The following is a 25,739-nucleotide window of genomic DNA, read 5'->3' on the forward strand; positions in this document are numbered from 1 at the left end:
AAAGGACGATTGAAGGTGACATTAAAATGTATAACGGTATTTTACCTGTTTATAAAGAACGTGGTTTAACAAGCCATGATGTTGTATTTAAATTAAGGAAGATTTTAAAAACAAAAAAGGTTGGACACACTGGTACATTAGATCCTGAAGTATCAGGTGTATTACCCATATGTATAGGTTCAGCAACAAAGGTAAGCGATTATATTATGGAAATGGGAAAGACTTATTTTGCAACTGTATATTTAGGGTTTAGTACAACTACAGAAGATCAGACAGGTGAAATTTTAGAAAAAAAGCACATTGAGGAAAATACACTTATAGAGGCGCAGATTGATAGCGCAATAGCACGTTTTGAAGGTGTCATTACGCAAATTCCTCCAATGTATTCATCAGTAAAGGTGAATGGTAAAAAGCTTTATGAATATGCAAGAAAAAATGAAACAGTCGAAAGGCCTTCAAGAGAAGTTGAGATTTACGATATTAAACGAGCGTCTGATTTAAGATTTGAAAATCGAGGTTGTCAATTTGATATCAGAGTAAAGTGTGGTAAGGGTACTTATATTAGAACGTTGGCAACAGATATAGGAAAGATGCTTGATATACCAGCACATATGTCAAAGTTAACAAGAATACAAAGTGGTGGGTTTGATATTGAAGATAGCCTTTCAATCGAACATGTACAATCACTACATGAGCACGAAACATTACAAGAAAATCTTTTTCCGATAGAATATGGTTTGAGAGGTTTGGAAAAAGTCAATATTTCAAACGAAAATCAGAAAAATAAAATATTGAATGGTCAAAAATTTAGTAAGAATGAATTTGATCAGTCTATTAACACGTTGGTTGTGATGTTTGACACAAAAGAAAATAAGGCATTAGCAATTTACACACCACATCCTGATAAACCTTATGAAATAAAACCAAAGAAGGTATTTAACTAAAGGAGAAATAACCATGAAAGTAATTGAAGTAACTCATCCGATTCAAGAAAATCAGTATATATCAGAAGATGTAGCAATGGCTTTTGGTTTTTTTGATGGCATGCATAAGGGCCATGCAGAGGTATTTGATACTTTAGAAAAAAAGGCAGAGGCATCGAATTTAAAAAAAGCTGTAATGACATTTGATCCACATCCTTCTGTTGTGTTAAACCCCGAACTTAAACGTACAGATTACTTAACACCGATTCAAGATAAAATAGAAATATTAGAATCATACGGTATTGATTATTGTATCGTTATTAACTTTTCATCTAAATTCGCCAATGTAAGTGCCGAAGAATTTATAAGAGAATATATCATTAATAATCATGTAAAAGAAGTGGTTGCAGGATTTGACTTCACTTTCGGCAAATTTGGAAAAGGAAACATGATGATTTTAGATGAAATGACGGAATTTAATACGACTATCGTGAGTAAACAAGAGCTCGAATCGGAAAAAATTTCTACAACAGATATTAGAAAATCACTCAAAACAGGAGACTTACAAAAAGCCAACGATGAACTTGGATATCGATATCGAATTAAAGGTATGGTTGTACAAGGCGAAAAACGTGGGAGAACAATTGGCTTTCCCACTGCGAATGTAGAGCCCAGTGGAGATTACGTTTTGCCTAAAAATGGCGTTTATGCCGTGAGTATGAAAATAGGTGCAGATGATAAAGTTTATCGTGGAGCTGCCAATGTTGGCGTCAAACCCACATTTCATGATCCGTCTAAAGCGCAAGTTGTAATAGAAGTTAACCTGTTTGACTTTCATGAAAACATATATGGTGAGCGTGTTATCGTTTATTGGCATCATTATTTAAGACCAGAAGTTAAATTTGATGGTATAGATCCTTTGGTTGAACAAATGAATAAAGATAAAGAAAAAGCGAAATATTTACTTTCTGTTGATTTTGGTGACGAAATATCATATAATATTTAAGTCTGATGTGTTAAACACACATACTAGGCACCTTTATCTTGGCAGTTCGAGACTCCGACGTTTTGCTCGGATAAAGGCGCATAAAAATAAAAAGGAGGAAATTGACTATGGCAATTTCACAAGAACGTAAAAATGAATTAATTAAAGAATATCGCACACACGAAGCGGACACTGGTTCTCCAGAAGTACAAATCGCTGTGTTAACTGCAGAAATCACTGCATTAAACACTCACTTACGTGAACACACGAAAGATCACCATTCACGTCGTGGATTATTAAAAATGGTAGGTCGTCGTAGACACCTATTAAACTACTTACGTAGCAAAGATATTCAACGTTACCGTGAATTAATTAAATCATTAGGTATCCGTCGTTAATCTTTAGACGTATATTTATCGGGAAAGAACCTTTGGGGTCTTTCCCTTTTTTATAATTTTTGCATTTATAATTATACATTAAACTATATACTAATATAAATCTTTATTAATAAATGATATGATAGGATTAATAGATAAATGAGAGGAGATTCGTAATGTCTCAAGAAAAAAAAGTTTTCAAAACCGAGTGGGCAAATAGATCTTTAACGATTGAAACGGGACAATTAGCCAAACAAGCAAACGGTGCAGTACTTGTTAGATATGGTGATACAGTCGTTTTATCTACTGCAGTAGCATCAAAAGAACCACGAGATGGTGACTTTTTCCCATTAATGGTTAACTATGAAGAAAAAATGTATGCTGCAGGTAAAATACCTGGTGGCTTTAAAAAACGCGAAGGACGTCCAAGTGATGAAGCCACGTTAACTGCACGTTTAATTGATAGACCCATTCGACCACTGTTCCCTAAAGGTTACAGATATGACGTTCAAATTATGAATACAGTATTGAGTGCTGATCCAGATTGTTCTCCTGAAATGGCAGCAATGATAGGTTCGTCAATGGCATTAAGTGTTTCTGACATACCTTTTCAAGGTCCAATAGCAGGTGTAAACGTTGGTTATATAGATGGTGAATATGTGATTAACCCTACTGTTGCACAAAAAGAAGTATCTAGACTCGATTTAGAAGTAGCTGGTCATAAAGATGCGGTGAATATGGTAGAAGCTGGTGCAAGTGAAATTACAGAAAATGAAATGCTTGAAGCGATTTTCTTTGGACATCAAGAAATTCAACGTCTAGTTAGCTTCCAAGAAGAAATTATCGACCATATTCAACCAGAGAAAAAAGCATTTATTCCTGTTGAAAAAGATGAATCACTCGTTGCTAATGTAAAATCATTAACTGAATCATATGGTTTGAAAGAGGCCGTATTAACATTTGACAAGCAACAAAGAGATATTAATTTAGATGAACTTAAAGAAAAGGTTGCATCAGAATTTGTTGATGAAAATGATGACGAAAATGAAGCATTAATCAAAGAGGTCTACAGTATATTAGATGACTTGGTTAAAGAAGAAGTTAGACGTCTCATTGCAGAAGAAAAAATTAGACCAGATGGTCGTAAAACAGATGAAATTCGTCCATTAGAATCTGAAGTAGGTATTTTACCAAGAGCACATGGTTCAGGTTTATTCACAAGAGGACAAACTCAAGCACTTTCAGTATTAACATTAGGGTCAATGAGTGAATACCAAATCTTAGATGGTCTTGGTGAAGAAGAACAAAAACGTTTTATGCATCACTATAATTTCCCAAATTATTCAGTTGGTGAAACTGGTCCAGTTCGTTCACCTGGTCGACGTGAAATTGGACATGGTGCGTTGGGAGAACGTGCGCTTAGCCACATCATTCCAGACGTTAAAGATTTCCCGTATACTGTGAGAATAGTGAGTGAAGTATTAGAATCAAACGGTTCATCATCACAAGCTTCTATTTGCGGGTCCACATTAGCGTTGATGGACGCAGGTGTTCCAATCAAAGCCCCAGTTGCGGGTATTGCCATGGGATTAGTGACACGTGACGATAGTTATACGATTTTAACAGATATACAGGGCATGGAAGATGCGCTTGGAGACATGGACTTTAAAGTAGCAGGTACATCGGAAGGTATTACAGCTATACAAATGGATATCAAAATTGATGGTTTAACTAAAGAAATTATTAAAGAAGCGCTTGAACAGGCTCGAGAAGGTCGTTTAGCCATATTAGATCATATGTTAAAAACAATTGATACGCCACGTAGTGAACTTAGTGCTTTTGCACCTAAGGTTGTTACGATGTCTATTAAACCTGAAAAAATTAGAGATGTCATTGGCCCTGGTGGTAAAAAAATCAATGAAATCATTGATGAAACGGGTGTTAAATTAGATATTGAACAAGATGGAACGATATTTATTGGTGCAGTAGATAAAGATGCGATTGAAAAAGCACGTAGTATCATAGACGAAATCACACGAGAAGCGGTAGTTGGAGAGGTATACAATGGTACAGTTAAACGTATTGAAAAATATGGTGCCTTTGTTGAATTATTCCCAGGTAAAGACGCACTTGTACACATTTCGCAAATTGCTAATGAGCGCATTGATAAAGTAGAAGATGTGTTGAAAGTAGGAGACACATTTAAAATTAAAGTTACAGAAATTGATAAACAAGGTAGAGTAAATGCTTCGCATAAAGCATTACTATCTAATCATTCTAAATAATGTTTATTGCTAGAGACTGGTAAAATGATGAGAACTGCTTACAATAGAATTACTTTAATTCTATTGTAGAAAAGTTCAAGTCAGTTCACTGGTTTCTTTTTTTAATGTTTGAGCTAGTCTAATAAAAAATATTAAGTCAAAAGTTAAATACATATTTGAAAATGCACATTAAAAAGTGCGATTAATACGACATTACGCTCCTGAGAAAAATTTTTACATAAATACAAATCCTCCAATGATATATTTTAAAACAACTAAAGAACTACTTTAATAGTGTACATAAGGCCTATTTTCACTTATAATAAACTATGAGTTTATATATGGACGGGTAATTTAAATAGGAGGTAACATTTTGAGTTTAATTAAGAAAAAAAATAAAAATATTCGTATTATCCCTCTCGGAGGCGTTGGGGAAATTGCGAAAAATATGTATATCGTTGAAGTAGACGATGAAATGTTTATGTTAGATGCGGGACTGATGTTTCCAGAAGATGAAATGTTAGGTGTAGATATTGTTATTCCTGATATTCAATATGTGATAGAAAATAAAGAGAGATTAAAAGGTATATTCCTAACGCACGGGCATGAGCATGCGATAGGAGCTGTAACTTATGTGCTTGAACAAGTTGATGCACCTGTTTATGGATCGAAATTAACAATTGCATTAATCAAGGAAAATATGAAGGCGCGCAATGTTAATAAGAAAGTTAGATATTATACTGTTAATAATGAATCAATTATGCGCTTTAAGGGTGTTAATGTCACATTCTTTAATACTACTCATAGTATTCCAGATAGTTTAGGTGTTTGTATACACACTTCATATGGTGCGATTGTTTACACTGGAGAATTCAAATTCGATCAAAGTTTACAAGGTCATTATGCACCAGATTTGAAAAAGATGACTGAGATTGGACAAGATGGTGTGTTTGCGTTAATCAGTGATTCTACTGAAGCAGAAAAACCAGGTTATAATACACCTGAAAACGTGATAGAATCTCATATGTATGATGCATTTACAAAGGTGAAAGGTAGATTAATCGTTTCATGTTATGCATCTAATTTTATTCGCATTCAACAAGTTTTAAACATTGCACAAAGGTTAAATAGAAAAGTATCTTTCCTAGGTCGTTCGTTAGAAAGTTCGTTTAATATCGCTAGAAAGCTTGGCTATTTTGATATTTCTAAGGATCTACTAATACCAATTAATGAAGTGGAAAATTATCCCAAAAACGAAGTGATTATCATTGCTACTGGTATGCAAGGAGAACCTGTTGAAGCTTTAAGTCAAATGGCTCAAAAGAAACATAAAATCATGAATATTGAAGAAGGAGATTCCGTCTTCTTAGCAATTACTGCATCTGCTAATATGGAAGTGATTGTTGGAAATACGTTAAATGAACTCGTTCGAGCAGGCGCAGAAATCATTCCAAACAGTAAAAAAATTCATACATCAAGTCATGGTTGTATGGAAGAGTTAAAAATGATGATTAATATCATGAAACCTGAGTATTTCATCCCAGTAAATGGTGAATTTAAAATGCAAATTGCCCATGCCAAGTTAGCTAATGAGGCAGGCGTCCAACCAGAAAAAATATTCTTAGTGGAAAAAGGCGATGTAGTAAACTACGATGGCGAAGAAATGATTTTAAATGAGAAAGTTAATTCTGGCAATGTGCTCATTGATGGTATAGGTGTAGGTGATGTTGGTAACATCGTATTACGTGACCGTCATTTACTTGCTGAAGATGGTATTTTTATCGCAGTCGTAACGCTAGATCCTAAGAATCGTAGAATTGCTGCTGGTCCAGAAATTCAATCACGTGGTTTTGTTTACGTAAGGGAAAGTGAGGCTTTATTAAATGAAGCTGAAGAAAAAGTACGTGAAATCGTTGAATTAGGTTTACAAGAAAAACGTATTGAATGGTCAGAAATCAAGCAAAATATGCGTGATCAAGTAAGCAAACTACTTTTTGAAAATACAAAACGCCGTCCGATGATTATTCCGGTAATTTCTGAAATTTAATAATTTCTATTCTAAAATAAAGAGGTTAAGACAGACGCTTTGGTAAAGTTATTTAAAAGTACATTGTATATATGTTATATCTAAACAAATTATATACAACCTTTAAATATACTGGAGCGAATAATGTCTTACCTCTTTTATGTTATTATAAGTATGTAATAAAATGATTTTATAGTATTTAAAAGCATATTTATTATGTGTATTTTCACTTGTAATTAAAATACACATTTATGGTTCATATACATATTGAAAAAACAGAGTTGAAAAGAAGGTGTGAATGTTGGCACAAACAAGAAAGCGCTCAACAACAAAGAAAAAAACATCGAATACGAAAAAGAAAACCGCAAATAATAAAAAAAAGAAAAGTGATAGTCCTTTAAGATATATTATTGCGATAGTGATTTTTATTGCTATCATCCTTGGTGTTTTTCAATTGGGTATTATAGGCACCATGATAGATAGTTTCTTCAATTACTTATTTGGTACAAGTAGGTATTTAACTTATATATTAATCTTGATTAGTACTGTATTCATTACTTATTATAAAGCGTTACCAAAGACAAGACGTACCACTGGCGCATTTGTTTTACAAATTGCATTGTTACTTGTGACTCAAATAGTATACTATTTCATGCATAGAGCACAATCGCTCAGAGAGCCTGTGCTATCATATGTTTATAAATCTTATGAACATACGACATTTCCAAATTTTGGTGGAGGCTTATTTGGACATTACTTATTGGCATTATTAATACCTCTTATTTCAATTGTCGGAGTTATTATTGTAACGATATTATTAATCGCTTCTAGTTTTATCTTATTGACAAAACAAAGACATAGAGATGTATCTAAAGTTGCTTTTGAAAAAATGAAAATAAAAAGTCAGGATGCTTCTGCAAATCTTAAAGAGCGTCGTAAAGAAAATAAAATTAAGAAAGATGCTAAAGCACGTATAAAAGCAGAAAGAAAAGCTGAAAAAGCAGCTGAGCAATCACAATCTCAAAATAACGTTAAAGATGTCACTGATTTACCTGAGATTAGCAGCAACACGACTGAGCAACAATCAATTCCGATTTATGGTCATAACGATTATAAAGATGAAGATAATCAACAAGCACAACCTCAAAATAAAAGGTCTAAACGTGTTTTTGATCAAAATAATCAAAGTGCGGCGCAGCAAATGAATCAAGAAGATAATGGAATTACAGAGCAACCTTTAAACGAATTAGAAGAAAGTGAAGCATATGATGAAGATGCAGCTTCAAATTCTATATCTGAGGCAGGAGAAGTAGAAAACGAAGCCTATAAAATACCGCCATTAACGTTATTGAAACAGCCAGCTAAACAGAAATCAACTTCTAAAGCTGAAGTGCAGAAAAAAGGGCAGTTGTTAGAAAACACTTTAAAAAACTTTGGTGTAGATGCTAAAGTCACTCAAATTAAAATAGGTCCAGCAGTGACACAATATGAAATACAACCCGCTCAAGGTGTTAAAGTAAGTAAGATTGTTAATCTTCATAATGATATTGCGTTAGCATTAGCAGCTAAGGACATACGTATCGAAGCACCAATACCTGGCCGATCTGCTGTTGGTATAGAAGTACCAAATGATAAGATTTCACTTGTTTCTTTAAAAGAAGTGTTAGATGAAAAATTTCCAGCTTCGAATAAATTAGAAGTAGGACTAGGTAGAGATATTTCAGGTGACCCAATCACAGTAGAACTTAACAAAATGCCTCATTTACTTGTAGCAGGTTCTACAGGAAGCGGGAAATCTGTTTGTATCAATGGTATTATTACAAGTATCCTATTAAATGCAAAGCCACATGAAGTTAAACTTATGTTAATTGATCCGAAAATGGTAGAATTAAACGTATACAATGGCATCCCTCATTTGCTCATACCTGTTGTAACCAATCCTCATAAAGCATCACAAGCTTTGGAAAAAGTAGTTGCAGAAATGGAAAGAAGGTATGACTTGTTTCAACATTCTTCTACTAGAAATATTGAAGGTTATAATGAAGCGATTAGAAAACAAAATGAAGCGTTAGATGAAAAGCAATCAGAATTACCATACATTGTCGTGATTGTAGATGAGTTAGCAGATTTAATGATGGTTGCTGGTAAAGAAGTAGAAAACGCAATTCAAAGAATTACACAAATGGCACGTGCTGCTGGTATTCACTTAATAATCGCAACACAACGTCCATCCGTTGATGTAATTACTGGTTTAATCAAAAATAATATTCCGTCTAGAATTGCCTTTGCTGTGAGTTCACAAACTGATTCTAGAACAATCATTGATAGTGGCGGAGCAGATAAATTACTTGGTAAAGGTGATATGCTTTATGTAGCTAATGGTGGATCAACTAGAACAAGAGTTCAAGGTGCATTTTTAAGTGACCAAGAGGTTCAAGACATCGTAAATTATGTCGTAGAGCAACAAAAAGCGAATTATGTAAAAGAAATGGAACCTGATGCTCCAGTTGAAAAATCAGAAATGAAGAGTGAAGATGCCTTATATGATGAAGCGTATTTATTTGTAATTGAACAACAAAAGGCAAGTACATCGTTATTGCAAAGACAATTTAGAATTGGTTACAACCGTGCTTCTAGATTGATGGATGATTTAGAACGTAATCAAGTGATTGGACCACAAAAAGGTAGTAAACCTAGACAAATACTTGTGGATTTAGATAGTGATGAGGTGTAAATATGGAATTAACTTCTGTTTATAAAGTAAAAGAATGGCTGATTCAAGAGATAAGTACGAGAGGATTGAAACCGGGAGATGCTTTACCTAGTAATCTTGCGGTTGCTAGAAAATTAAATGTTAAAACAGATGATGTATACGATGCAGTTGATGAACTAATTACTGAGCAAGTGCTATCTAATAATTTAGAAGAAGGTGCAAGTGTTAAAAAGCTGCACCCATTCTTCTATCCATTAGATGAGTTGGTTAGTATTAGTAAAATGATAGAAGATCAAGGGTATCATGCGAGTACAGAATTTATAAATTTAGACGAAAAACCTGCGACCTCTTTAGATGCTAAAAGATTAAATCTTCCTGAAAAGGCGTTGGTGACAATTATTGAACGTGTGAGAATGGCTGACCGCATGCCAGTTGTTTATTGTTTGGATAAGCTACCAGCTGAAGATTTAACATGTGCAGAGTATCAAAATAGTGATGAATCTTTGTTAAATGCTTTGGAATATTATGCTTCGAAAAAAGTGGCATATGCAGAAACTGAGATTGAAGCTATTGGTTATGAACCACATATTTCGGATGTTTTAGATGCTTCGCCGCATGAAGGACTTATGTTATTGAAATTAATTCATTATGATAAAAATGATCAACCAATACTTTATTCTTTTAATTATTTCAAAAGTAGTTTAGTAAAATTTAAAACGGTTAGAAATAGTATATAATAACAAAATTATGAAAGTGAGGTTTGACAATTTGAAAATTAATGAACAACAAAATAATTTGCATATTAATGTGTTACCAACAACAAAGTTCAAAACGACCACAATTACTTTAAAATTTATGGCACCATTAGATAGTGAAACCATGACAGCTCGATCAATTCTCAGTAAGTTACTCGTGCGTGCTACAAAAAAATGGCCAACAGACAAGGCGTTTAACCGTCATCTTTCAGAATTGTATGGCGCGTATGTTAATAGCTTTGTCTCAAAATTTAAAGACAAACATGTCATCACAATATCATTGGAATTAGTGAATGAACGCTATCTTACTGATCAAACCCCATTATTTGAAAAAGGTTTAGATTTGTTGAGAGAAATGATTTGGAATCCTTTAGTTGTTAATGATCGTTTTGACGAAAACTTCGTTTCACAGGAAAAAGCTTTATTAACTAAAAAATTAGAAGCAATGGTTGATAATAAATCTCAAATATCTTTTTTAAATTTATTGAAATATATGTTTGGTGAACAACCATATCGTCACCTAGCTTCAGGACAAGTAGATTACATAGCAGATATTTCACCTGAAAATTTATATCATACATATCAATCTATGCTACACAACGACTATTGTGCTGTTTATGTCGTGGGTAATGTAGATGAACAAGAAGTAAAATCTCAAATCAAAACTTATTTTGATATAAAACCATTCCAATTCAAACAATCTCATGCGACGCCAGTGCCACAAGCAGATAAAGTGCCACAAGAAATTATTGAAACAGATGAAGTGGATCAAGCTAAATTAAATATTGGATTTAAATTGCCTGTACAATTTGGAGATAAACAATATTTTGCCAGTGTTGTTTTTAATACTATGTTTGGCGGAGATCCATCTTCCGTTTTGTTTAACGAAGTACGAGAAAAACAAAGTTTAGCATATTCAATTCATTCCCAAATAGATGCAAAAAATGGTTTTATGTTTGTTCTTAGTGGTGTTTCATCTGACAAATATGAAGTAGCGAAAGATACAATTATTGCGGAATTTGAAAAGTTCCAGCAAGGTCAATTTAGCGAAGAAAAATTAGAACTTGCTAAAAAGATTATTATTTCACAGCGTCAAGAGTCATATGACCGTCCTAAACGTATCATAGAGATATTAAATAATAATATTCTATTAGAACATGATATATCAGAGGAAGCGTACATTAAACACATTCAAGATGTGGATCATGCTGAAATCATAGATTTAGCAAAAAATATAGAACTCAATACAATCTATGTTTTAACGAAAGGGGGTAATTATTAATGCAAAGCACATACTATAAGCAAATAGATGAAAATGTATTTGAAGCTGAGTTAAACAATGGATTGAAATTATTTGTTATACCTAAAACTGGCTTTCAGAAAACATTTGTTACATATACAACTCAATTTGGTTCCTTAGACCGTAAATTTAAACCACATGGCAGTGAAGATTTTGTTACTGTACCAGATGGTGTAGCGCACTTTTTAGAACATAAACTATTTGAAAATGAGGAAGAAGACTTGTTTACTGCATTTGCAGAAGATAATGCACAAGTAAATGCCTTTACTAGTTTTGACCGAACAAGTTATTTGTTTAGTGCAACAGATAATATTGAAAGCAATATAAAACGCTTGTTAACCATGGTTGAAACACCATACTTTACCGAAGCATCTGTAGATAAAGAAAAAGGTATTATTGCTGAAGAAATAAAAATGTATCAAGAGCAACCTGGATATAAATTAATGTTTAATACATTAAGAGCTATGTATGAATCACATCCAATTCGTGTAGATATAGCTGGTAGTGTAGAAAGTATTTATGAAATAACTAAAGAAGATTTATACCTATGCTATGAAACATTCTATCATCCTTCTAATATGGTTTTATTTGTTGTTGGAGATGTAGATGTAGACCATATTTACAATGTTGTTGCTGACCATGAAAATCAAAGAGATAAAACGAATCAACCTCGAATAGTTAGGGATTCTTTAAAAGAACAGGATAGTGTAAAAGAAAAAGTAGTAACTGAAAAGATGAAATTGCAATCACCTCGAATTATGCTTGGCTTTAAAAATATGCCATTAACTGATGTGCCAGATAGATTATTGGTAAAAAAAGATTTAGAAATGACTTTGTTTTTTGAATTACTATTTGGTGAAGAAACTGACTTTTATCAAACGTTACTTAATGAAGAGTTGATAGATGAAACATTTGGGTATCAATTTGTATTAGAGCCTACATATAGTTTTTCCATGATTACCAGTGCGACTCAACAACCAGATAAGTTAAAAAAATTATTGTTGGATGAACTCGAAGCAAAACAGGGCAATTTAACTGATACAGAAGCATTTAATTTATTGAAAAAGCAATTTATTGGTGAGTTTATATCTGGTTTGAATTCGCCTGAATATATTGCGAACCAATATACAAAACTTTATTTTGAAGGTGTAAGTTTATTTGATCTATTAGATATTGTTGAAAGTATTACGTTGGAAAGCGTAAATGAAACGGCACAATCGAGTTTGAATTTATCCCAAATTGTAGATAGTCGTTTGGAGATGAAATAAACAATGAAAGCTTTAGTTATAGGTGGCTCAGGGTCAATTGGTTCTGCAATCGTTAATCGCTTATTATCTGATGGGTATGAAGTCATCGTTCATTATAATAATACAGATATCAATAAATTAAAGTTTCAGTTCAACCATAGTTCAGTGCAATTGGTACAATGTGATTTGCGCAACGTAGATGATTTTAACCAATATTTTCATTTTATAAAAAATTTAGATTGTCTTATTTATGCGAGTGGCACTGCATTGTATGGTCAGTTGCAAGATATGACGGATGCAATGATTGATGAGCATTATCAAATTCACGTGCGCCAATTCATTAGAATGTGTAGATATTTTGTAGATCAGTTACGACAAAGTCAAAATGGGCGGATTATAGTTATTTCATCAATATGGGGAGAAACAGGTGCGAGTATGGAAACAGTCTACTCGGCGATGAAGTCAGCTCAAATTGGCTTCGTAAAAGCACTGAGTCAAGAATTATCATTGACTTCAGTCACTGTGAACGCGATCGCACCTGGTTTTGTAAGTGGTAATATGTTAAAAGCTTGGGGAGAAAATGATCTTGAAACTTTATCTCAAGATTTACCACAACAAAGATTTATTGAACCAGAAGAAGTTGCCCATACTTGTAGTTATCTTTGTAATCCATTAGCCAAAAGTGTCACTGGTACAATACAAAAAGTGAATGGTGCTTGGTATTTATAATTTTTGATATAATAGAAAAAATAAACCACCTGTGAATCATTCAATGATATAATATCAATATCATTCATTACATTACTTTTTAAATTATTTATGTGGTACTATGCTTTTTTCATTAAATAAATAACTGAAAATGTGATAGATTTTAGTCAAAGCGCATTGTTGCAATTTATAAACTAAGGGGTGTATATGCCATGACAGTTGCTACAAAAAAAGAATGGTATTTAGAATATGAAATTACAATGAACAGGGCTGGATTATTAGGTGACGTTTCCAGTTTATTAGGTATGATGGGTATTAGTATTGTTACAATAAATGGCATTGACGAAGGCAGAAGAGGTCTATTAATTAAATCAGATAACCTTGAAAAAGTTAGTAGATTTGAAAATATCGTTAGTGAAATTGATGACATCTCTATTACTAAATTGCGTAAACCAGAATTACGAGATCGATTGGCTGTACGACATGGTAGATACATAGAACAAGATGCTGCTGATAAAAAAACATTTCGTTTTGAAAGAGAAGATTTAGGTTTATTAGTAGATTTTATGGCCGAATTATTTAAAGAAAAAGGGCATAAATTAATCGGTATTAGAGGTATGCCTAGAGTAGGTAAAACTGAATCGATTGTTGCTGGTAGTGTCTGTGCCCATAAGCGTTGGCTATTTATTAGTTCTACGCTAATTAAACAAACTGTTCGTAGTTCGCTCATCAAAGGTGAGTATGATTCTGATCATGTCTATATTATTGATGGTGCGGTTACAGCCAGAGAATCTAACCAAAAACATCAAGAATTAGTGAAAGAAGTTATGAGCTTACCAGCGATTAAAGTTGTAGAACATCCAGATTTATTTGTGGAAACTAGTGATTATGAGATGAGTGACTTTGATTATATCATTGAGCTAAGAGAAAATAAAAATCAAGAAATCCATTATGAAGAAATGAAAAAACATACCGTAAAAAGTAAAAATAATCTTGATTTCGGTGACGATGTTTTCGGTGGTGGTTTTGGATTTTTTGAATAGTAAAAGATAATGGATGAGGAGGACTAACATCGTGAGTTTAGTTGGTCAAACTTTAAAAGGACGTCGCGAAAGATTAGGTATGACATTAACAGAATTAGAAAACCGAACAGAAATCAAACGCCAAGCTTTAACACTCATTGAAAATAATGATTTTGAGTCCCTTAAAAATGCAGATTATGTAGAAGGTTTTATTCGCAAATATGCAAAGGCTGTAAATATTGATGCTGAACAGCTTATTCATGCACATAGAGATGAAATTCCTAATCATGATAACAATTTGAAAGAAACGATTGATGCTTTTTCTTCAGATCATCAACCTACTTATCGTAGTAAAAACAAAGAACCTCTGCAGTTAGCAGTAGTAATAAGTCTAGTGATTATTATCACTGCCATACTGTGGATATTAGCGGTATTATTTTTATAAAAAATGTTATTGTAGTTTTGTTGTAAGTTATATATATAGAAATGAGGATTTGAAATGAATATTCCGAATTGGATAACTGTCTTTAGAGTTATATTAATTCCAGTATTTCTATTATTCGCTTTAGTAGATTTTGGTTTTGGTAATGTAACTTTTATTGGTGGATATGAAATTAGAATTGAATTATTGATTAGTGGTATTATCTTTATTGTTGCTTCGTTAAGTGACTTTGCAGATGGTTACTTAGCAAGAAAATGGCAGCTTGTTACAAATATGGGTAAATTTTTAGACCCATTAGCAGATAAATTACTCGTTTCAAGTGCTTTGATTGCTCTTGTTGAAATTGGGTTAACAAACTCATGGGTTGCGATTATTATTATTGCACGTGAATTTGCGGTTACAGGGTTACGTTTATTACAAATCGAACAAGGTTTTGTAAGCGCAGCAGGCCAATTAGGTAAAATTAAAACGGCGGTTACGATGATTGCGTTAGTATGGATTTTACTAGGCGACCCATTAGCTACATGGATTGGTTTTCCAATAGGTCAGGTGCTATTATACATAGGGGTATTCTTTACGATTCTATCTGGTATTGAATACTTTTATAAAGGTAGAGATGTATTTAAGGCTAAATAATATGAGTTTGGTTCTGGCAAACATGAATTCAACTGGAAAGTGTTTTTAAGCACCTTTCCAGTTTTTTTGTTAAAATAGTATATCTTGATACAGAATCGTTATTAATTAAGACAGAATAATCTTCAAACGAAATTTTAGTTTTTAAATAGAATTGGATTTATAATATAAATAATAAGTTTAACAAATTAAATAGCGAAATTTTTCTTTCGGACAAGGAGGGGAAAGTGTGAATATATCAATTATAGCAGTTGGATCTGAATTATTGCTGGGTCAAATTGCAAATACCAATGGTCAATATCTATCAAAATTATTTAATGATATAGGACATAGTGTTGTAGAACACACTGTAGTAGGAGATAATCCTAATAGACTTGAAAGAGCAATACATTCATCATTGGAACAATATGATGCTGTTATTCTTACTGGTGGATTAGGACCTACTAAAGATGATTTAACAAAGCATACGGTAGCTCAAATATTAGATCGCAATTTAGTAACGGATGAAAAGTCATTGATGTATATTGAGCATTATTTTAAAGATCAAAATGTTGAAATGACTCCGAACAATAAACAACAAGCACTAGTCATTGAAGGTGCAACAGTTTTAGAAAATAAAGTAGGTATGGCACCAGGTATGCTGATTGAATATAACGATAAACACATCGCTCTATTGCCTGGTCCACCTAAAGAAATGCAACCGATGGCAAAAGATGGCTTATTACCATATTTTTTAACTGGAGAAGGTATTATTTTTTCAGAATTATTGCGTTTTGCAGGGATAGGTGAATCTAAAGTTGAAACTATTTTAATTGATTTGATAGATAATCAAACAAATCCTACTATTGCACCATTAGCTGGTACGCATGAAGTTAATATAAGACTGACGGCGAATGGTAACTCTAAACAAGAGTGTGAAGCACTAATAGCACCAGTAAAAAAAGAAATCCTGTCACGTATAGGTAAATATTATTACGGGTCAGATGATAATTCCATAGAATCATCCTTTTTAGCACATATGAAACAATCATTTGCAATCTATGATGGTGTAACAGATGGCGAATTATATTCTAGAATGAAAGATCATGATTATTCAAATAAGCTATTTGGTATGTTACCCCATCACCAACAGTTTATAAATTCTAAAGAGGATATGGAGCATCAATTACTAATTTCATGCCGTATCGTCAAAGATTTGTATAATGCTGAAATTGGTATTTCATTATTACATGAAAATGGTACAGTATACTTAGGTATTTTAGAAAACGAATACCTAACCATTAAATCATTTAAAATGACGAAGAATAGAAATTTAATAAAAAAAAGATCACAAAACTATTCATTGATTAGATTATTAAACTACTTTAGAGAAAAAAATTAATAATTCAAAACAAACAATGATTAGTACGTACGTTCCCTTTTTGTGAAGAATTGTTCTATTAGTAGCGAACAAATATTCGCAAAATGCTTGCAGAATACTTTAAATCAATGTATAGTATGGTTAAGATATTTTTCAGAGATAAATCTCATTTAGGAGGTCCAGTGTTTTGGATAATGATCGTCAAAAAGCTTTAGATACAGTAATTAAAAATATGGAAAAATCATTTGGTAAAGGTGCAGTAATGAAACTTGGTGATAATGAAGCACGTAAAGTTTCTAGTGTATCAAGTGGTTCGGTAACACTAGATAACGCATTAGGAGTTGGTGGTTACCCTAAAGGTAGAATCATAGAAATATATGGGCCAGAAAGTTCTGGTAAAACAACAGTTGCATTACATGCCATAGCCGAGGTACAAAAAAATGGTGGTATCGCTGCATTTATTGATGCTGAACATGCTTTAGACCCTGTTTATGCAGAAGCATTAGGTGTTGATATTCAAAACTTATACTTATCTCAACCAGATCATGGTGAGCAAGGTTTAGAAATCGCTGAAGCATTTGTTAGAAGTGGTGCGGTTGATATCGTCGTTGTCGACTCAGTAGCTGCGTTAACACCGAAGGCTGAAATTGAAGGCGAAATGGGCGATACACATGTCGGTTTACAAGCACGTTTAATGTCACAAGCATTACGTAAATTGTCTGGTGCTATTTCTAAATCAAATACAACTGCTGTATTTATAAACCAAATTCGTGAAAAAGTTGGCGTTATGTTTGGTAATCCTGAAACGACACCAGGTGGACGTGCATTAAAATTCTATAGTTCTGTACGTTTAGAAGTTCGTCGTGCTGAACAGTTGAAACAAGGTCAAGAAATTGTTGGTAACAGAACAAAAATCAAAGTGGTAAAAAACAAAGTAGCACCTCCATTTAGAGTGGCTGAAGTTGATATGATGTACGGAAAAGGTATCTCTAAAGAAGGAGAGCTCATAGACCTTGGTGTAGAAAATGAAATCGTTAATAAATCGGGTGCTTGGTATTCATATAATGGTGAGCGTATGGGTCAAGGTAAAGAAAACGTTAAATTATATTTAAAAGAAAATCCAAAAGTTAAACAAGAAATCGATCAGAAATTGCGAGAAAAACTTGGTATTTTTGATGGTGACGTAGATGAAAAAGAGGAAGAAGATGCACCAGCTACACTTTTTGATGAAAAAGATGAGTAACTTATAATTTAAATTAAAATATAATAGTTTTCCTTATAAAATAAGTATGTATTTATAAATACATACTTATTTTTTTGTGATTGCATATAGGTTCAAAATTATTAAATAAAAATTTTTTATGATGAAAAAACAACAAGAAATAAGCAATAGCAGTAACTGTAACTATTTTAATGTAAAAGAAGCTATTCAAATATTTAATTAATGTAGTTGCACACCTTGACACTTCTTAGTTTGAAACCGTACAATTACATTGTATGATTCTTATATAACTTCATATAATCATATTGAATTTGATATACAGAGCAAAATCCTAGAAAAAGGGGGTGTTTGTGTGAATTTATTAAACCTCCTACTCATTTTGCTAGGTATTATTCTCGGAGTTGTTGTAGGGTATATTATTGCCCGAAATATATTGCATCAAAAGCAATTACAAGCAAGACAAACTGCAGAAGATATTATCGAACATGGTAATAAAGAAGCAGAGAATATTAAGAAGGAAAAGCTCCTTGAAGCTAAAGAAGAGAATCAAATCTTAAAAGAGCAAAGTGAAAATGAACTTCGTGAAAGACGCGGTGATCTTCAAAGGCAAGAAGCACGACTTCTTCAAAAAGAAGAAAACTTAGAGCGAAAATCTGATCTTTTAGATAAAAAGGATGAGATTTTAGAGCAAAAAGAGTCTAAACTTGAAGAACGACAACAACAAGTAGATGCAAAAGAGAGTAGTGTTCAGTCATTAATAAATAAGCATGAACAAGAATTAGAACGCATCTCTGGTCTCACTCAAGAAGAAGCTGCTAACGAACAACTTCAAAGAGTCGAGGAAGAATTGTCACATGATATTGCAATACTTGTTAAGGAAAAAGAGAAAGAAGCAAAAGAAGCAGTCGATAAAAATGCAAAAGAATTATTAGCAACTACTGTACAACGGTTAGCTGCAGAGCATACTTCAGAATCTACAGTATCAGTTGTTAATTTACCAAATGACGAAATGAAAGGTCGAATTATTGGTAGAGAAGGTAGAAATATAAGAACGTTAGAAACGTTAACTGGTATTGATTTAATTATAGATGATACACCAGAAGCAGTTATTCTATCAGGTTTTGACCCAATTAGACGCGAAATTGCAAGAACTGCATTAGTAAATCTTGTTTCAGATGGACGTATCCATCCTGGAAGAATTGAAGATATGGTTGAAAAAGCTCGAAAAGAAGTTGACGATATTATAAGAGATGCTGGTGAACAAGCAACATTTGAAATTAATGTGCATAATATGCATCCAGATTTAGTTAAAATTCTAGGTCGTTTACAATATCGTACTAGCTATGGTCAAAATGTGTTAAAACATTCTATAGAGGTTGCCCATTTAAGCGGCATGTTAGCGGCTGAATTAGGAGAAGATGTTACATTAGCCAAACGTGCTGGACTACTTCATGATGTTGGTAAAGCTATCGACCATGAAGTTGAAGGCAGTCACGTTGAAATTGGTGTAGAATTAGCTAAAAAATACGCTGAAAGTGAAACAGTATTAAATGCTATACATTCACATCACGGTGATGTAGAACCAACTTCTATTATTTCTATATTAGTTGCAGCAGCAGATGCACTATCAGCTGCAAGACCAGGTGCTCGTAAAGAGACCCTAGAAAATTATATTAGAAGGTTAGAAAGACTAGAAACACTCTCAGAAAGTTATGATGGTGTTGAAAAAGCATTTGCAATCCAAGCTGGTAGAGAAATTCGAGTTATCGTATCACCAGAAACTATCGACGACTTAAAGTCACACCGCTTAGCAAGAGATATTAAGAGTCAGATTGAAGATGAACTTCAATATCCTGGCCATATAAAAGTGACAGTTGTTCGTGAGACTAGAGCAATTGAATACGCAAAATAATAAATAAGAACTTAATTAAGTTACGGAATAACTGCTAGTAGAGATGTAAAATTTTACTAGCGGTTATTTTTAGTTTGTAAAACCGATATTATTAAGAAGTATAGTTAAAGTAAAAATACATTGTGGTTAACTTCACCCTTTTTCGATTTAACATATTTCACTCGTAACAGCTGACACTTGGATTGGATAGAATGATTTATTTGTGAGAGCTATTGCAAGATCGGATTATGTAAACCATATTACAGCACAATCACACTCGTACATGCTTTAATTCAAAAGACTAGGTTAGAAATCTGGAAAAAAACAAAGGAGTCTAGGATGAACAATAATGTTCCCCAGACTCCTTTGTTTTGAAACTAAACACTATACTTCAGTCTCTTTTATTACTGTGAATTACGTTAAGTTATTTTAATTCTAAATCTACTTTACTTAATTCTTTAATTACTTCGGCAGTGTCATAACAATTCGTGGAGATATTGGCATATCTTTCAGCAAGTCTATAAGCATTGATATATAACTCCAAGCTATCTTTAGCAATCTCCTCCGGATTGTCACTATTTGAAGGGTTTGCAGAAACAACTAAATCAGCAAAATGTTGTGGATCAATATTAATTGACATATCTTACATACAACTCCTATTTTTTTGAAATGATACATAACTATAATATAAATATTACCACCAATCATAAATTTAAAACAAAGTAATGTTTATGAATATTTATTAAAGAGCCTTTTCATCATCGCTAATTTCAATTAAACTAACAGTAAGAGAGGATGACACGTAAATGAGAATTTTATTTATTGGGGATATTGTTGGTAAAATAGGTAGAGAAGCTATTTCAAACTATTTGCCCAAGTTGAAACAAACTTATAAACCTACGGTTACAATCGTAAATGCAGAAAATGCAGCACATGGTAAAGGTTTGACTGAAAAAATATACAAATCTTTATTAAGAGAAGGCGTTGATTTTATGACAATGGGTAATCATACATATGGTCAACGACAAATTTATGATTTTATAGAAAATGCCAATCGTATGGTTCGCCCGGCCAATTTTCCGGATGAAGCACCTGGTGTTGGTATGCGCTACATTCAAATTAACGAAATCAAATTGGCTATCATTAATTTACAGGGACGAGCATTTATGCAAGATATTGATGATCCATTTAAAAAAGCTGATGCGTTAGTAACTGAAGCAAAAAAAGAAACAGATTATATCTTTGTTGACTTTCATGCTGAGACGACTTCAGAAAAAAATGCAATGGGATGGTATTTAGATAATAGAGTTAGTGCTGTTGTCGGCACGCATACACATATCCAAACTTCAGATGAAAGAATATTACCTGGAGGCACAGGATATATAACAGATGTAGGTATGACAGGATACTATGATGGTATTCTTGGTATTAATCGTGAAGAGGTGATTACGCGTTTTATCACAAGCTTACCACAAAGACATGTTGTTCCTGATGAAGGTCGTAGTGTATTATCAGGTGTGATTATAGATTTAAACAAAGATGGTAAAACAAAACGTATCGAACGTATCCTTATCAATGATGACCATCCTTTTAAATAATCGTCCATTAGTATGAATTTTAAAATAAACCGCTCTTTTCATAGTAAAAGCGTGGTTTGTTTTGGTATGATGAAATATGAATTATTATAACCACTAGGAGGCTAGATGATATGAAATCTCAAGTATCATGGAAAGTGGGCGGACAACAAGGGGAAGGTATCGAATCAACAGGTGAAATCTTTGCCACTGCTATGAACCGTAAAGGATACTACTTATATGGGTATCGTCATTTTTCAAGTAGAATCAAAGGCGGTCATACAAATAATAAAATTAGAGTATCAACATCACCAGTACATGCAATTAGTGATGATTTAGATATATTAATCGCATTTGATCAAGAAACAATTGAAGTGAACCACCATGAGATGCGTAAAGACAGTGTGATTATTGCTGATAGTAAAGCTAAACCAGAAAAACCTGAACATTGTGACGCACAATTGGTTGCGCTACCTTTTACTGCCACTGCGAAAGAATTAGGCACTACTTTAATGAAAAATATGGTCGCGGTTGGAGCGACATGTGCAGTAATGAACTTAGACATTTCAGATTTTGAGACACTTATCACCAATATGTTTACTAAAAAAGGTGATAAAGTTGTAGAAATGAATATTGAAGCATTGAATGAAGGTTACCGTTTAATGAACGAACAATTAAGTCATATTGATGGTGATTTTGTTTTAGAAAAAACAGAAGACACACCACATCTATATATGATTGGTAACGATGCGATAGGTCTAGGTGCGTTGTCAGCTGGTTCTCGATTTATGGCAGCTTATCCTATTACACCAGCATCTGAAATCATGGAATATATGATTGAAAATTTACCCAAAGTTGGGGGTACTGTTGTACAAACTGAAGATGAAATCGCTGCGGCAAATATGGCAATAGGCTCTAACTATGCTGGTGTACGTGCATTTACAGCGAGCGCTGGTCCTGGTCTTTCACTCATGATGGAAGCAATTGGCCTTTCTGGTATGACGGAAACGCCATTTGTTGTAATCAATACACAACGCGGCGGTCCGTCCACTGGATTGCCTACCAAGCAAGAACAATCAGACCTTATGCAAATGATCTACGGTACGCATGGAGATATACCTAAAATAGTTGTAGCACCAACAGATGCTGAAGATGCATTTTACCTTACGATAGAAGCTTTCAATCTTGCTGAAATGTATCAATGCCCGGTCATTATTTTAAGTGATTTACAATTGTCATTAGGTAAACAAACTGTAGAATCATTAGATTATAATAAAATTGAAATAAACCGAGGAGAAACGATTCAATCAGATATAGAAAGAGATGAAGATGATAAAACATACTTCAAACGATATGCGTTGACTGAAAGTGGGGTCTCTCCAAGACCAATCCCTGGAGTTAAAGGGGGCATCCACCATGTCACAGGTGTGGAACATAATGAAGAAGGTAAGACAAGTGAAGCAGCTGATAACAGACAACAGCAAATGGATAAACGGATGCGAAAAACAGAACATCTATTGATCAATCAACCTGTAGAAAATAATGCAGTCCATGATGAAGCAGACATACTTTATTTAGGTTTCATCTCTACTAAAGGTGCGATTCAAGAAGGTAAAGAAAGGTTAGAGCAACAAGGATTGAAGGTTAATCATTTACAAATCAGACAACTACATCCTTTCCCAAGCAAAACGATACAAGAAGCGGTTGATAAAGCTTCAAAAGTTGTCGTTGTGGAACATAACTATCAAGGACAACTTTCTAATATATTAAAAATGAATGTGAACGTTGGAGATAAATTAATTAATCAAACGAAATATGATGGTACGCCATTCTTACCAAATGAAATAGAAGCCAAAGGATTAGAAATTGCCAAAAATTTAAAGGAGTTGGTATAAGTGGCAACATTTAAAGATTTTAGAAATAATGTGAAGCCCAATTGGTGCCCAGGTTGTGGAGATTTCTCTGTTCAAGCAGCTATTCAAAAAGCAGCTGCAAATGTTGGGCTAGAACCTGAAGAAGTTGCAATTATAACAGGTATCGGGTGTTCAGGCCGCTTATCAGGTTATGTTAATTCATACGGTGTACATGGGATCCATGGTCGTTCATTACCATTAGCACAAGGCGTGAAAATGGCTAATAAAGACTTGACCGTAATTGCCTCTGGTGGTGATGGTGATGGGTATGCGATTGGTATGGGACATACGATCCATGCGTTGCGTAGAAATATGAACATGACATATATAGTGATGGATAACCAAATCTATGGTTTAACTAAAGGACAAACATCACCTTCATCAGCACAAGGGTTTGTGACTAAATCTACGCCTAAAGGTAATATTGAAAAAAATGTTGCGCCATTAGAACTTGCGTTGTCTTCAGGTGCTACATTTGTTGCACAAGGTTTTTCTAGTGATATTAAAGGATTAACTAAAATGTTGGAAGATGCAATTAACCATGACGGTTTTTCATTTGTTAACGTATTCTCTCCATGTGTAACATATAATAAAGTCAACACTTATGATTGGTTTAAAGAAAATCTTACAAGTATTGATGAAATTGAAGATTTTGATGCGACCGACAAACAAAAAGCTACTCAAAAGGTTTTAGAGTATAATTCATTACTTAAAGGCATTGTATATCAAGACACGGAAACACCTTCTTATGAATCTCAAATTGAAGAAATAGAAGGTACAGCATTAGCCAAAAAAGATATTCACCTTGATGAACAACAATTTAAAGACTTAACAAAGCAGTTTGTATAAGCGTTTATCTACTTAAATAAGAATCAATAGCGTAAAATAACTAGCTGATCACAAAAGATGATTTTCATAGAAAAAATCATTGTTTTATATTTGTGAATCAGCTAGTTTTATATTTATATACGAAAAATGGAAGGTTAGAGAGATATGGTTGATTACTTTGAAACAATGACGGAATTATTAACTTACACAAATGAAGATAAAGATTGGGAAATTCAAACGTGTGAAAGAGATTCACCAGTACTTATTACTGCTGTCCATGGCGGTGCTATAGAAAGAGGAACTACTGAAGTTGCACAACATTTAAGTGAAACAGGTAATTATAGTTTTTATAGTTTTAAAGGTGTAAGAAAAAATAAAAACAATGAACTTCATGTAACTTCAATTCATTTTGATGAGCCAAAATTACAAAAGATTGTGACTGAACATGCTCAAGTTATATCTATACATGGTTGCATGGGTAAGAAAAATGAAGTGTATATCGGTGGTAGAGATAAAGCACTAATTACGCAGATAAAACAAACGTTAAATGAAACAGGAATCGTTACAAAGGATGCACCTTCTCATATTTCTGGTAAACAACAGGATAACTTTGTGAATTGTGGTCAAAAAGGTATGGGGGTACAGTTAGAATTGACTGTTAACTTTAGGAAGCATTGTTTTGTTAATAAAAAATTTAATTTAAATGACCGAGAAAATCGTTCGAACTGGTCAACCTATTTAGAAGCGTTTTCAAAAGCAATGATTAAAGCAATCAATAATCAGCAATAGTTAACTGTAAAAATTGAGTTAATAAATTATCAAAAACTTAACAGTGATTTAAAATAATGGACGCTAAAATGTGGTATACAAAAAGTGTACATATAAAATAGAGGGGGATAATCAATGGCTGATCGATTTAAATCTATGACGGAATTAATGCAGCTAACGGAGGAAAATACGGATTGGATTATTAATTCAATTGACCGAAATAGCAATGTTATCATAACTGCAATTCATGGCGGAGCAATAGAACCTGCTACTACCGAATTGGCGGAATTAACAGCTGAAAAAGGTGGTTTTGACTACTTTACGTTTAAAGCAATTAGAACAAAAGGTAATGCAGAATTACATGTGACGTCCAGACATTATGATGAACCTAAATTAATGAAAATGATTGCAAATAATCAATATGCCATCGCGATACATGGCTGTAAAGGTGAAGATGAAATTGTTTATATGGGTGGTAAGGATGAGCAATTAATGGATGAGATGACGGCAGAATTTGAAAAATTAGGGATAATTGTCAGACAAGCCCCGTCACATATGTCTGGTGCGCATGATGACAATATTGTAAATTGCTGTAAAACTGAGAAAGGTGTCCAACTCGAGTTAACCTCAGGAATAAGAAAGAAATTGTTTGAAAATGAACGTTATAATAAAAAAAGTAGAGAGAACAGTAGTAACTGGGCTCAGTTTATGTATGATTTTGCAGATGCAATTATTAATGCTACTAAAAATTTAGTGTAATATTGAAAAAGAAAAACAAATAAGTTATT

Annotated in this window: 21 protein-coding genes and 2 pseudogenes; 22 read left to right on the plus strand and 1 reads right to left on the minus strand. The window is 33.3% G+C overall.

Features of this window, described 5'->3' with window-relative positions; translation table 11 throughout:
* Positions 1-26: 26 nt before the first annotated feature.
* From truB to rny, 17 genes and pseudogenes are all read left to right on the plus strand, one after another.
* Complete coding sequence (gene truB, locus KA830_RS07770) at positions 27-944, plus strand: tRNA pseudouridine(55) synthase TruB (protein ID WP_210134169.1); 918 nt, start codon at positions 27-29, stop codon at positions 942-944.
* 13 nt (positions 945-957) lie between these two features.
* Positions 958-1,929: a bifunctional riboflavin kinase/FAD synthetase gene (locus tag KA830_RS07775; protein WP_046208622.1), complete on the plus strand. Its 972-nt coding sequence runs from the start codon at positions 958-960 to the stop codon at positions 1,927-1,929.
* Between the two features lie 107 nt (positions 1,930-2,036).
* Positions 2,037-2,306, plus strand: coding sequence for a 30S ribosomal protein S15 (gene rpsO / locus KA830_RS07780; RefSeq protein WP_019468698.1), 270 nt, complete (start codon positions 2,037-2,039; stop codon positions 2,304-2,306).
* Positions 2,307-2,461: 155 nt separating this feature from the next.
* Positions 2,462-4,570, plus strand: a complete 2,109-nt coding sequence (gene pnp / locus KA830_RS07785) for a polyribonucleotide nucleotidyltransferase (protein WP_046208621.1) — start codon at positions 2,462-2,464, stop codon at positions 4,568-4,570.
* Positions 4,571-4,922: 352 nt separating this feature from the next.
* Complete coding sequence (gene rnjB, locus KA830_RS07790; protein WP_046208620.1) at positions 4,923-6,596, plus strand: ribonuclease J2; 1,674 nt, start codon at positions 4,923-4,925, stop codon at positions 6,594-6,596.
* 280 nt (positions 6,597-6,876) lie between these two features.
* Positions 6,877-7,749: pseudogene (locus KA830_RS13900) on the plus strand (DNA translocase FtsK 4TM domain-containing protein); the annotation flags it as partial.
* 105 nt (positions 7,750-7,854) lie between these two features.
* A pseudogene (locus KA830_RS13905) lies at positions 7,855-9,309 on the plus strand (DNA translocase FtsK); the annotation flags it as partial.
* Positions 9,310-9,311: 2 nt separating this feature from the next.
* Positions 9,312-10,025: a GntR family transcriptional regulator gene (locus tag KA830_RS07800; RefSeq protein ID WP_046208619.1), complete on the plus strand. Its 714-nt coding sequence runs from the start codon at positions 9,312-9,314 to the stop codon at positions 10,023-10,025.
* Between the two features lie 10 nt (positions 10,026-10,035).
* Positions 10,036-11,325 (plus strand): EF-P 5-aminopentanol modification-associated protein YfmF, encoded by a 1,290-nt coding sequence (gene yfmF, locus KA830_RS07805; protein ID WP_046208618.1) that lies wholly within the window; start codon positions 10,036-10,038, stop codon positions 11,323-11,325.
* Positions 11,325-12,611 carry an EF-P 5-aminopentanol modification-associated protein YfmH gene (gene yfmH / locus KA830_RS07810; protein WP_064209027.1) on the plus strand — a complete coding sequence of 429 codons (1,287 nt, stop codon included), beginning with the start codon at positions 11,325-11,327 and terminating at the stop codon, positions 12,609-12,611. Before yfmF ends, yfmH begins: the two co-directional genes overlap by 1 nt.
* A 3-nt stretch (positions 12,612-12,614) precedes the next feature.
* Complete coding sequence (gene ymfI, locus KA830_RS07815) at positions 12,615-13,319, plus strand: elongation factor P 5-aminopentanone reductase (RefSeq protein ID WP_046208616.1); 705 nt, start codon at positions 12,615-12,617, stop codon at positions 13,317-13,319.
* A gap of 191 nt (positions 13,320-13,510) precedes the next feature.
* The gene (locus tag KA830_RS07820) at positions 13,511-14,341 is read left to right on the plus strand and encodes a DUF3388 domain-containing protein (protein WP_046208615.1); all 831 of its coding nucleotides are present in this window, start codon (positions 13,511-13,513) and stop codon (positions 14,339-14,341) included.
* 31 nt (positions 14,342-14,372) lie between these two features.
* Entirely contained in the window at positions 14,373-14,765 is a 393-nt protein-coding gene (locus KA830_RS07825) for a helix-turn-helix domain-containing protein (protein ID WP_080937823.1), read from the plus strand.
* A 54-nt stretch (positions 14,766-14,819) separates the two neighbouring features.
* On the plus strand, positions 14,820-15,398 hold the full coding sequence (gene pgsA, locus KA830_RS07830; protein WP_046208613.1) for a CDP-diacylglycerol--glycerol-3-phosphate 3-phosphatidyltransferase: 579 nt from the start codon (positions 14,820-14,822) through the stop codon (positions 15,396-15,398).
* Between the two features lie 226 nt (positions 15,399-15,624).
* Positions 15,625-16,776: a CinA family nicotinamide mononucleotide deamidase-related protein gene (locus tag KA830_RS07835; RefSeq protein WP_064209026.1), complete on the plus strand. Its 1,152-nt coding sequence runs from the start codon at positions 15,625-15,627 to the stop codon at positions 16,774-16,776.
* Positions 16,777-16,942: 166 nt separating this feature from the next.
* Positions 16,943-17,998, plus strand: coding sequence for a recombinase RecA (recA, locus tag KA830_RS07840; RefSeq protein WP_046208611.1), 1,056 nt, complete (start codon positions 16,943-16,945; stop codon positions 17,996-17,998).
* Positions 17,999-18,329: 331 nt separating this feature from the next.
* Positions 18,330-19,889 carry a ribonuclease Y gene (rny, locus tag KA830_RS07845; protein ID WP_019468711.1) on the plus strand — a complete coding sequence of 520 codons (1,560 nt, stop codon included), beginning with the start codon at positions 18,330-18,332 and terminating at the stop codon, positions 19,887-19,889.
* Between the two features lie 403 nt (positions 19,890-20,292).
* On the opposite strand, the gene KA830_RS07850 is transcribed toward rny, so the two are convergent.
* Complete coding sequence (locus tag KA830_RS07850) at positions 20,293-20,508, minus strand: hypothetical protein (RefSeq protein ID WP_046208610.1); 216 nt, start codon at positions 20,506-20,508, stop codon at positions 20,293-20,295.
* Between the two features lie 166 nt (positions 20,509-20,674).
* Between KA830_RS07850 and KA830_RS07855 the strand changes: the two genes are divergently transcribed.
* The 5 genes from KA830_RS07855 (at position 20,675) to KA830_RS07875 (ending at position 25,710) form a co-directional block, all read left to right on the plus strand.
* On the plus strand, positions 20,675-21,466 hold the full coding sequence (locus tag KA830_RS07855) for a TIGR00282 family metallophosphoesterase (protein ID WP_046208609.1): 792 nt from the start codon (positions 20,675-20,677) through the stop codon (positions 21,464-21,466).
* Between the two features lie 110 nt (positions 21,467-21,576).
* Positions 21,577-23,337, plus strand: a complete 1,761-nt coding sequence (locus tag KA830_RS07860) for a 2-oxoacid:acceptor oxidoreductase subunit alpha (protein ID WP_204180055.1) — start codon at positions 21,577-21,579, stop codon at positions 23,335-23,337.
* The gene (locus KA830_RS07865) at positions 23,338-24,204 is read left to right on the plus strand and encodes a 2-oxoacid:ferredoxin oxidoreductase subunit beta (RefSeq protein WP_046208607.1); all 867 of its coding nucleotides are present in this window, start codon (positions 23,338-23,340) and stop codon (positions 24,202-24,204) included.
* Between the two features lie 144 nt (positions 24,205-24,348).
* A complete protein-coding gene (locus KA830_RS07870; RefSeq protein ID WP_046208606.1) occupies positions 24,349-24,972 on the plus strand; it encodes a poly-gamma-glutamate hydrolase family protein in 624 nt (207 codons plus the stop codon).
* A gap of 114 nt (positions 24,973-25,086) precedes the next feature.
* Positions 25,087-25,710 carry a poly-gamma-glutamate hydrolase family protein gene (locus KA830_RS07875; protein ID WP_046208605.1) on the plus strand — a complete coding sequence of 208 codons (624 nt, stop codon included), beginning with the start codon at positions 25,087-25,089 and terminating at the stop codon, positions 25,708-25,710.
* Positions 25,711-25,739 lie beyond the last annotated feature (29 nt).

The sequence above is a fragment of the Staphylococcus sp. GDY8P119P genome, assembly GCF_017892075.1.
GTDB lineage: Bacteria > Bacillota > Bacilli > Staphylococcales > Staphylococcaceae > Staphylococcus > Staphylococcus ureilyticus.

What these genes read in the sequence shown, in the direction of transcription:
- KA830_RS07820 (WP_046208615.1), top strand. Translation starts at nt 13,511, where the DNA reads ATGACAGTTGCTACAAAAAAAGAATGGTATTTAGAATATGAAATTACA.
- KA830_RS07870 (WP_046208606.1), top strand. Translation starts at nt 24,349, where the DNA reads ATGGTTGATTACTTTGAAACAATGACGGAATTATTAACTTACACAAAT.
- truB (WP_210134169.1), top strand. Translation starts at nt 27, where the DNA reads ATGTATAACGGTATTTTACCTGTTTATAAAGAACGTGGTTTAACAAGC.
- rpsO (WP_019468698.1), top strand. Translation starts at nt 2,037, where the DNA reads ATGGCAATTTCACAAGAACGTAAAAATGAATTAATTAAAGAATATCGC.
- KA830_RS07855 (WP_046208609.1), top strand. Translation starts at nt 20,675, where the DNA reads ATGAGAATTTTATTTATTGGGGATATTGTTGGTAAAATAGGTAGAGAA.
- pnp (WP_046208621.1), top strand. Translation starts at nt 2,462, where the DNA reads ATGTCTCAAGAAAAAAAAGTTTTCAAAACCGAGTGGGCAAATAGATCT.
- KA830_RS07860 (WP_204180055.1), top strand. Translation starts at nt 21,577, where the DNA reads ATGAAATCTCAAGTATCATGGAAAGTGGGCGGACAACAAGGGGAAGGT.
- ymfI (WP_046208616.1), top strand. Translation starts at nt 12,615, where the DNA reads ATGAAAGCTTTAGTTATAGGTGGCTCAGGGTCAATTGGTTCTGCAATC.
- yfmH (WP_064209027.1), top strand. Translation starts at nt 11,325, where the DNA reads ATGCAAAGCACATACTATAAGCAAATAGATGAAAATGTATTTGAAGCT.
- KA830_RS07800 (WP_046208619.1), top strand. Translation starts at nt 9,312, where the DNA reads ATGGAATTAACTTCTGTTTATAAAGTAAAAGAATGGCTGATTCAAGAG.
- yfmF (WP_046208618.1), top strand. Translation starts at nt 10,036, where the DNA reads ATGAAAGTGAGGTTTGACAATTTGAAAATTAATGAACAACAAAATAAT.
- KA830_RS07850 (WP_046208610.1), bottom strand. Translation starts at nt 20,508, where the DNA reads ATGTCAATTAATATTGATCCACAACATTTTGCTGATTTAGTTGTTTCT.
- KA830_RS07775 (WP_046208622.1), top strand. Translation starts at nt 958, where the DNA reads ATGAAAGTAATTGAAGTAACTCATCCGATTCAAGAAAATCAGTATATA.
- pgsA (WP_046208613.1), top strand. Translation starts at nt 14,820, where the DNA reads ATGAATATTCCGAATTGGATAACTGTCTTTAGAGTTATATTAATTCCA.
- KA830_RS07875 (WP_046208605.1), top strand. Translation starts at nt 25,087, where the DNA reads ATGGCTGATCGATTTAAATCTATGACGGAATTAATGCAGCTAACGGAG.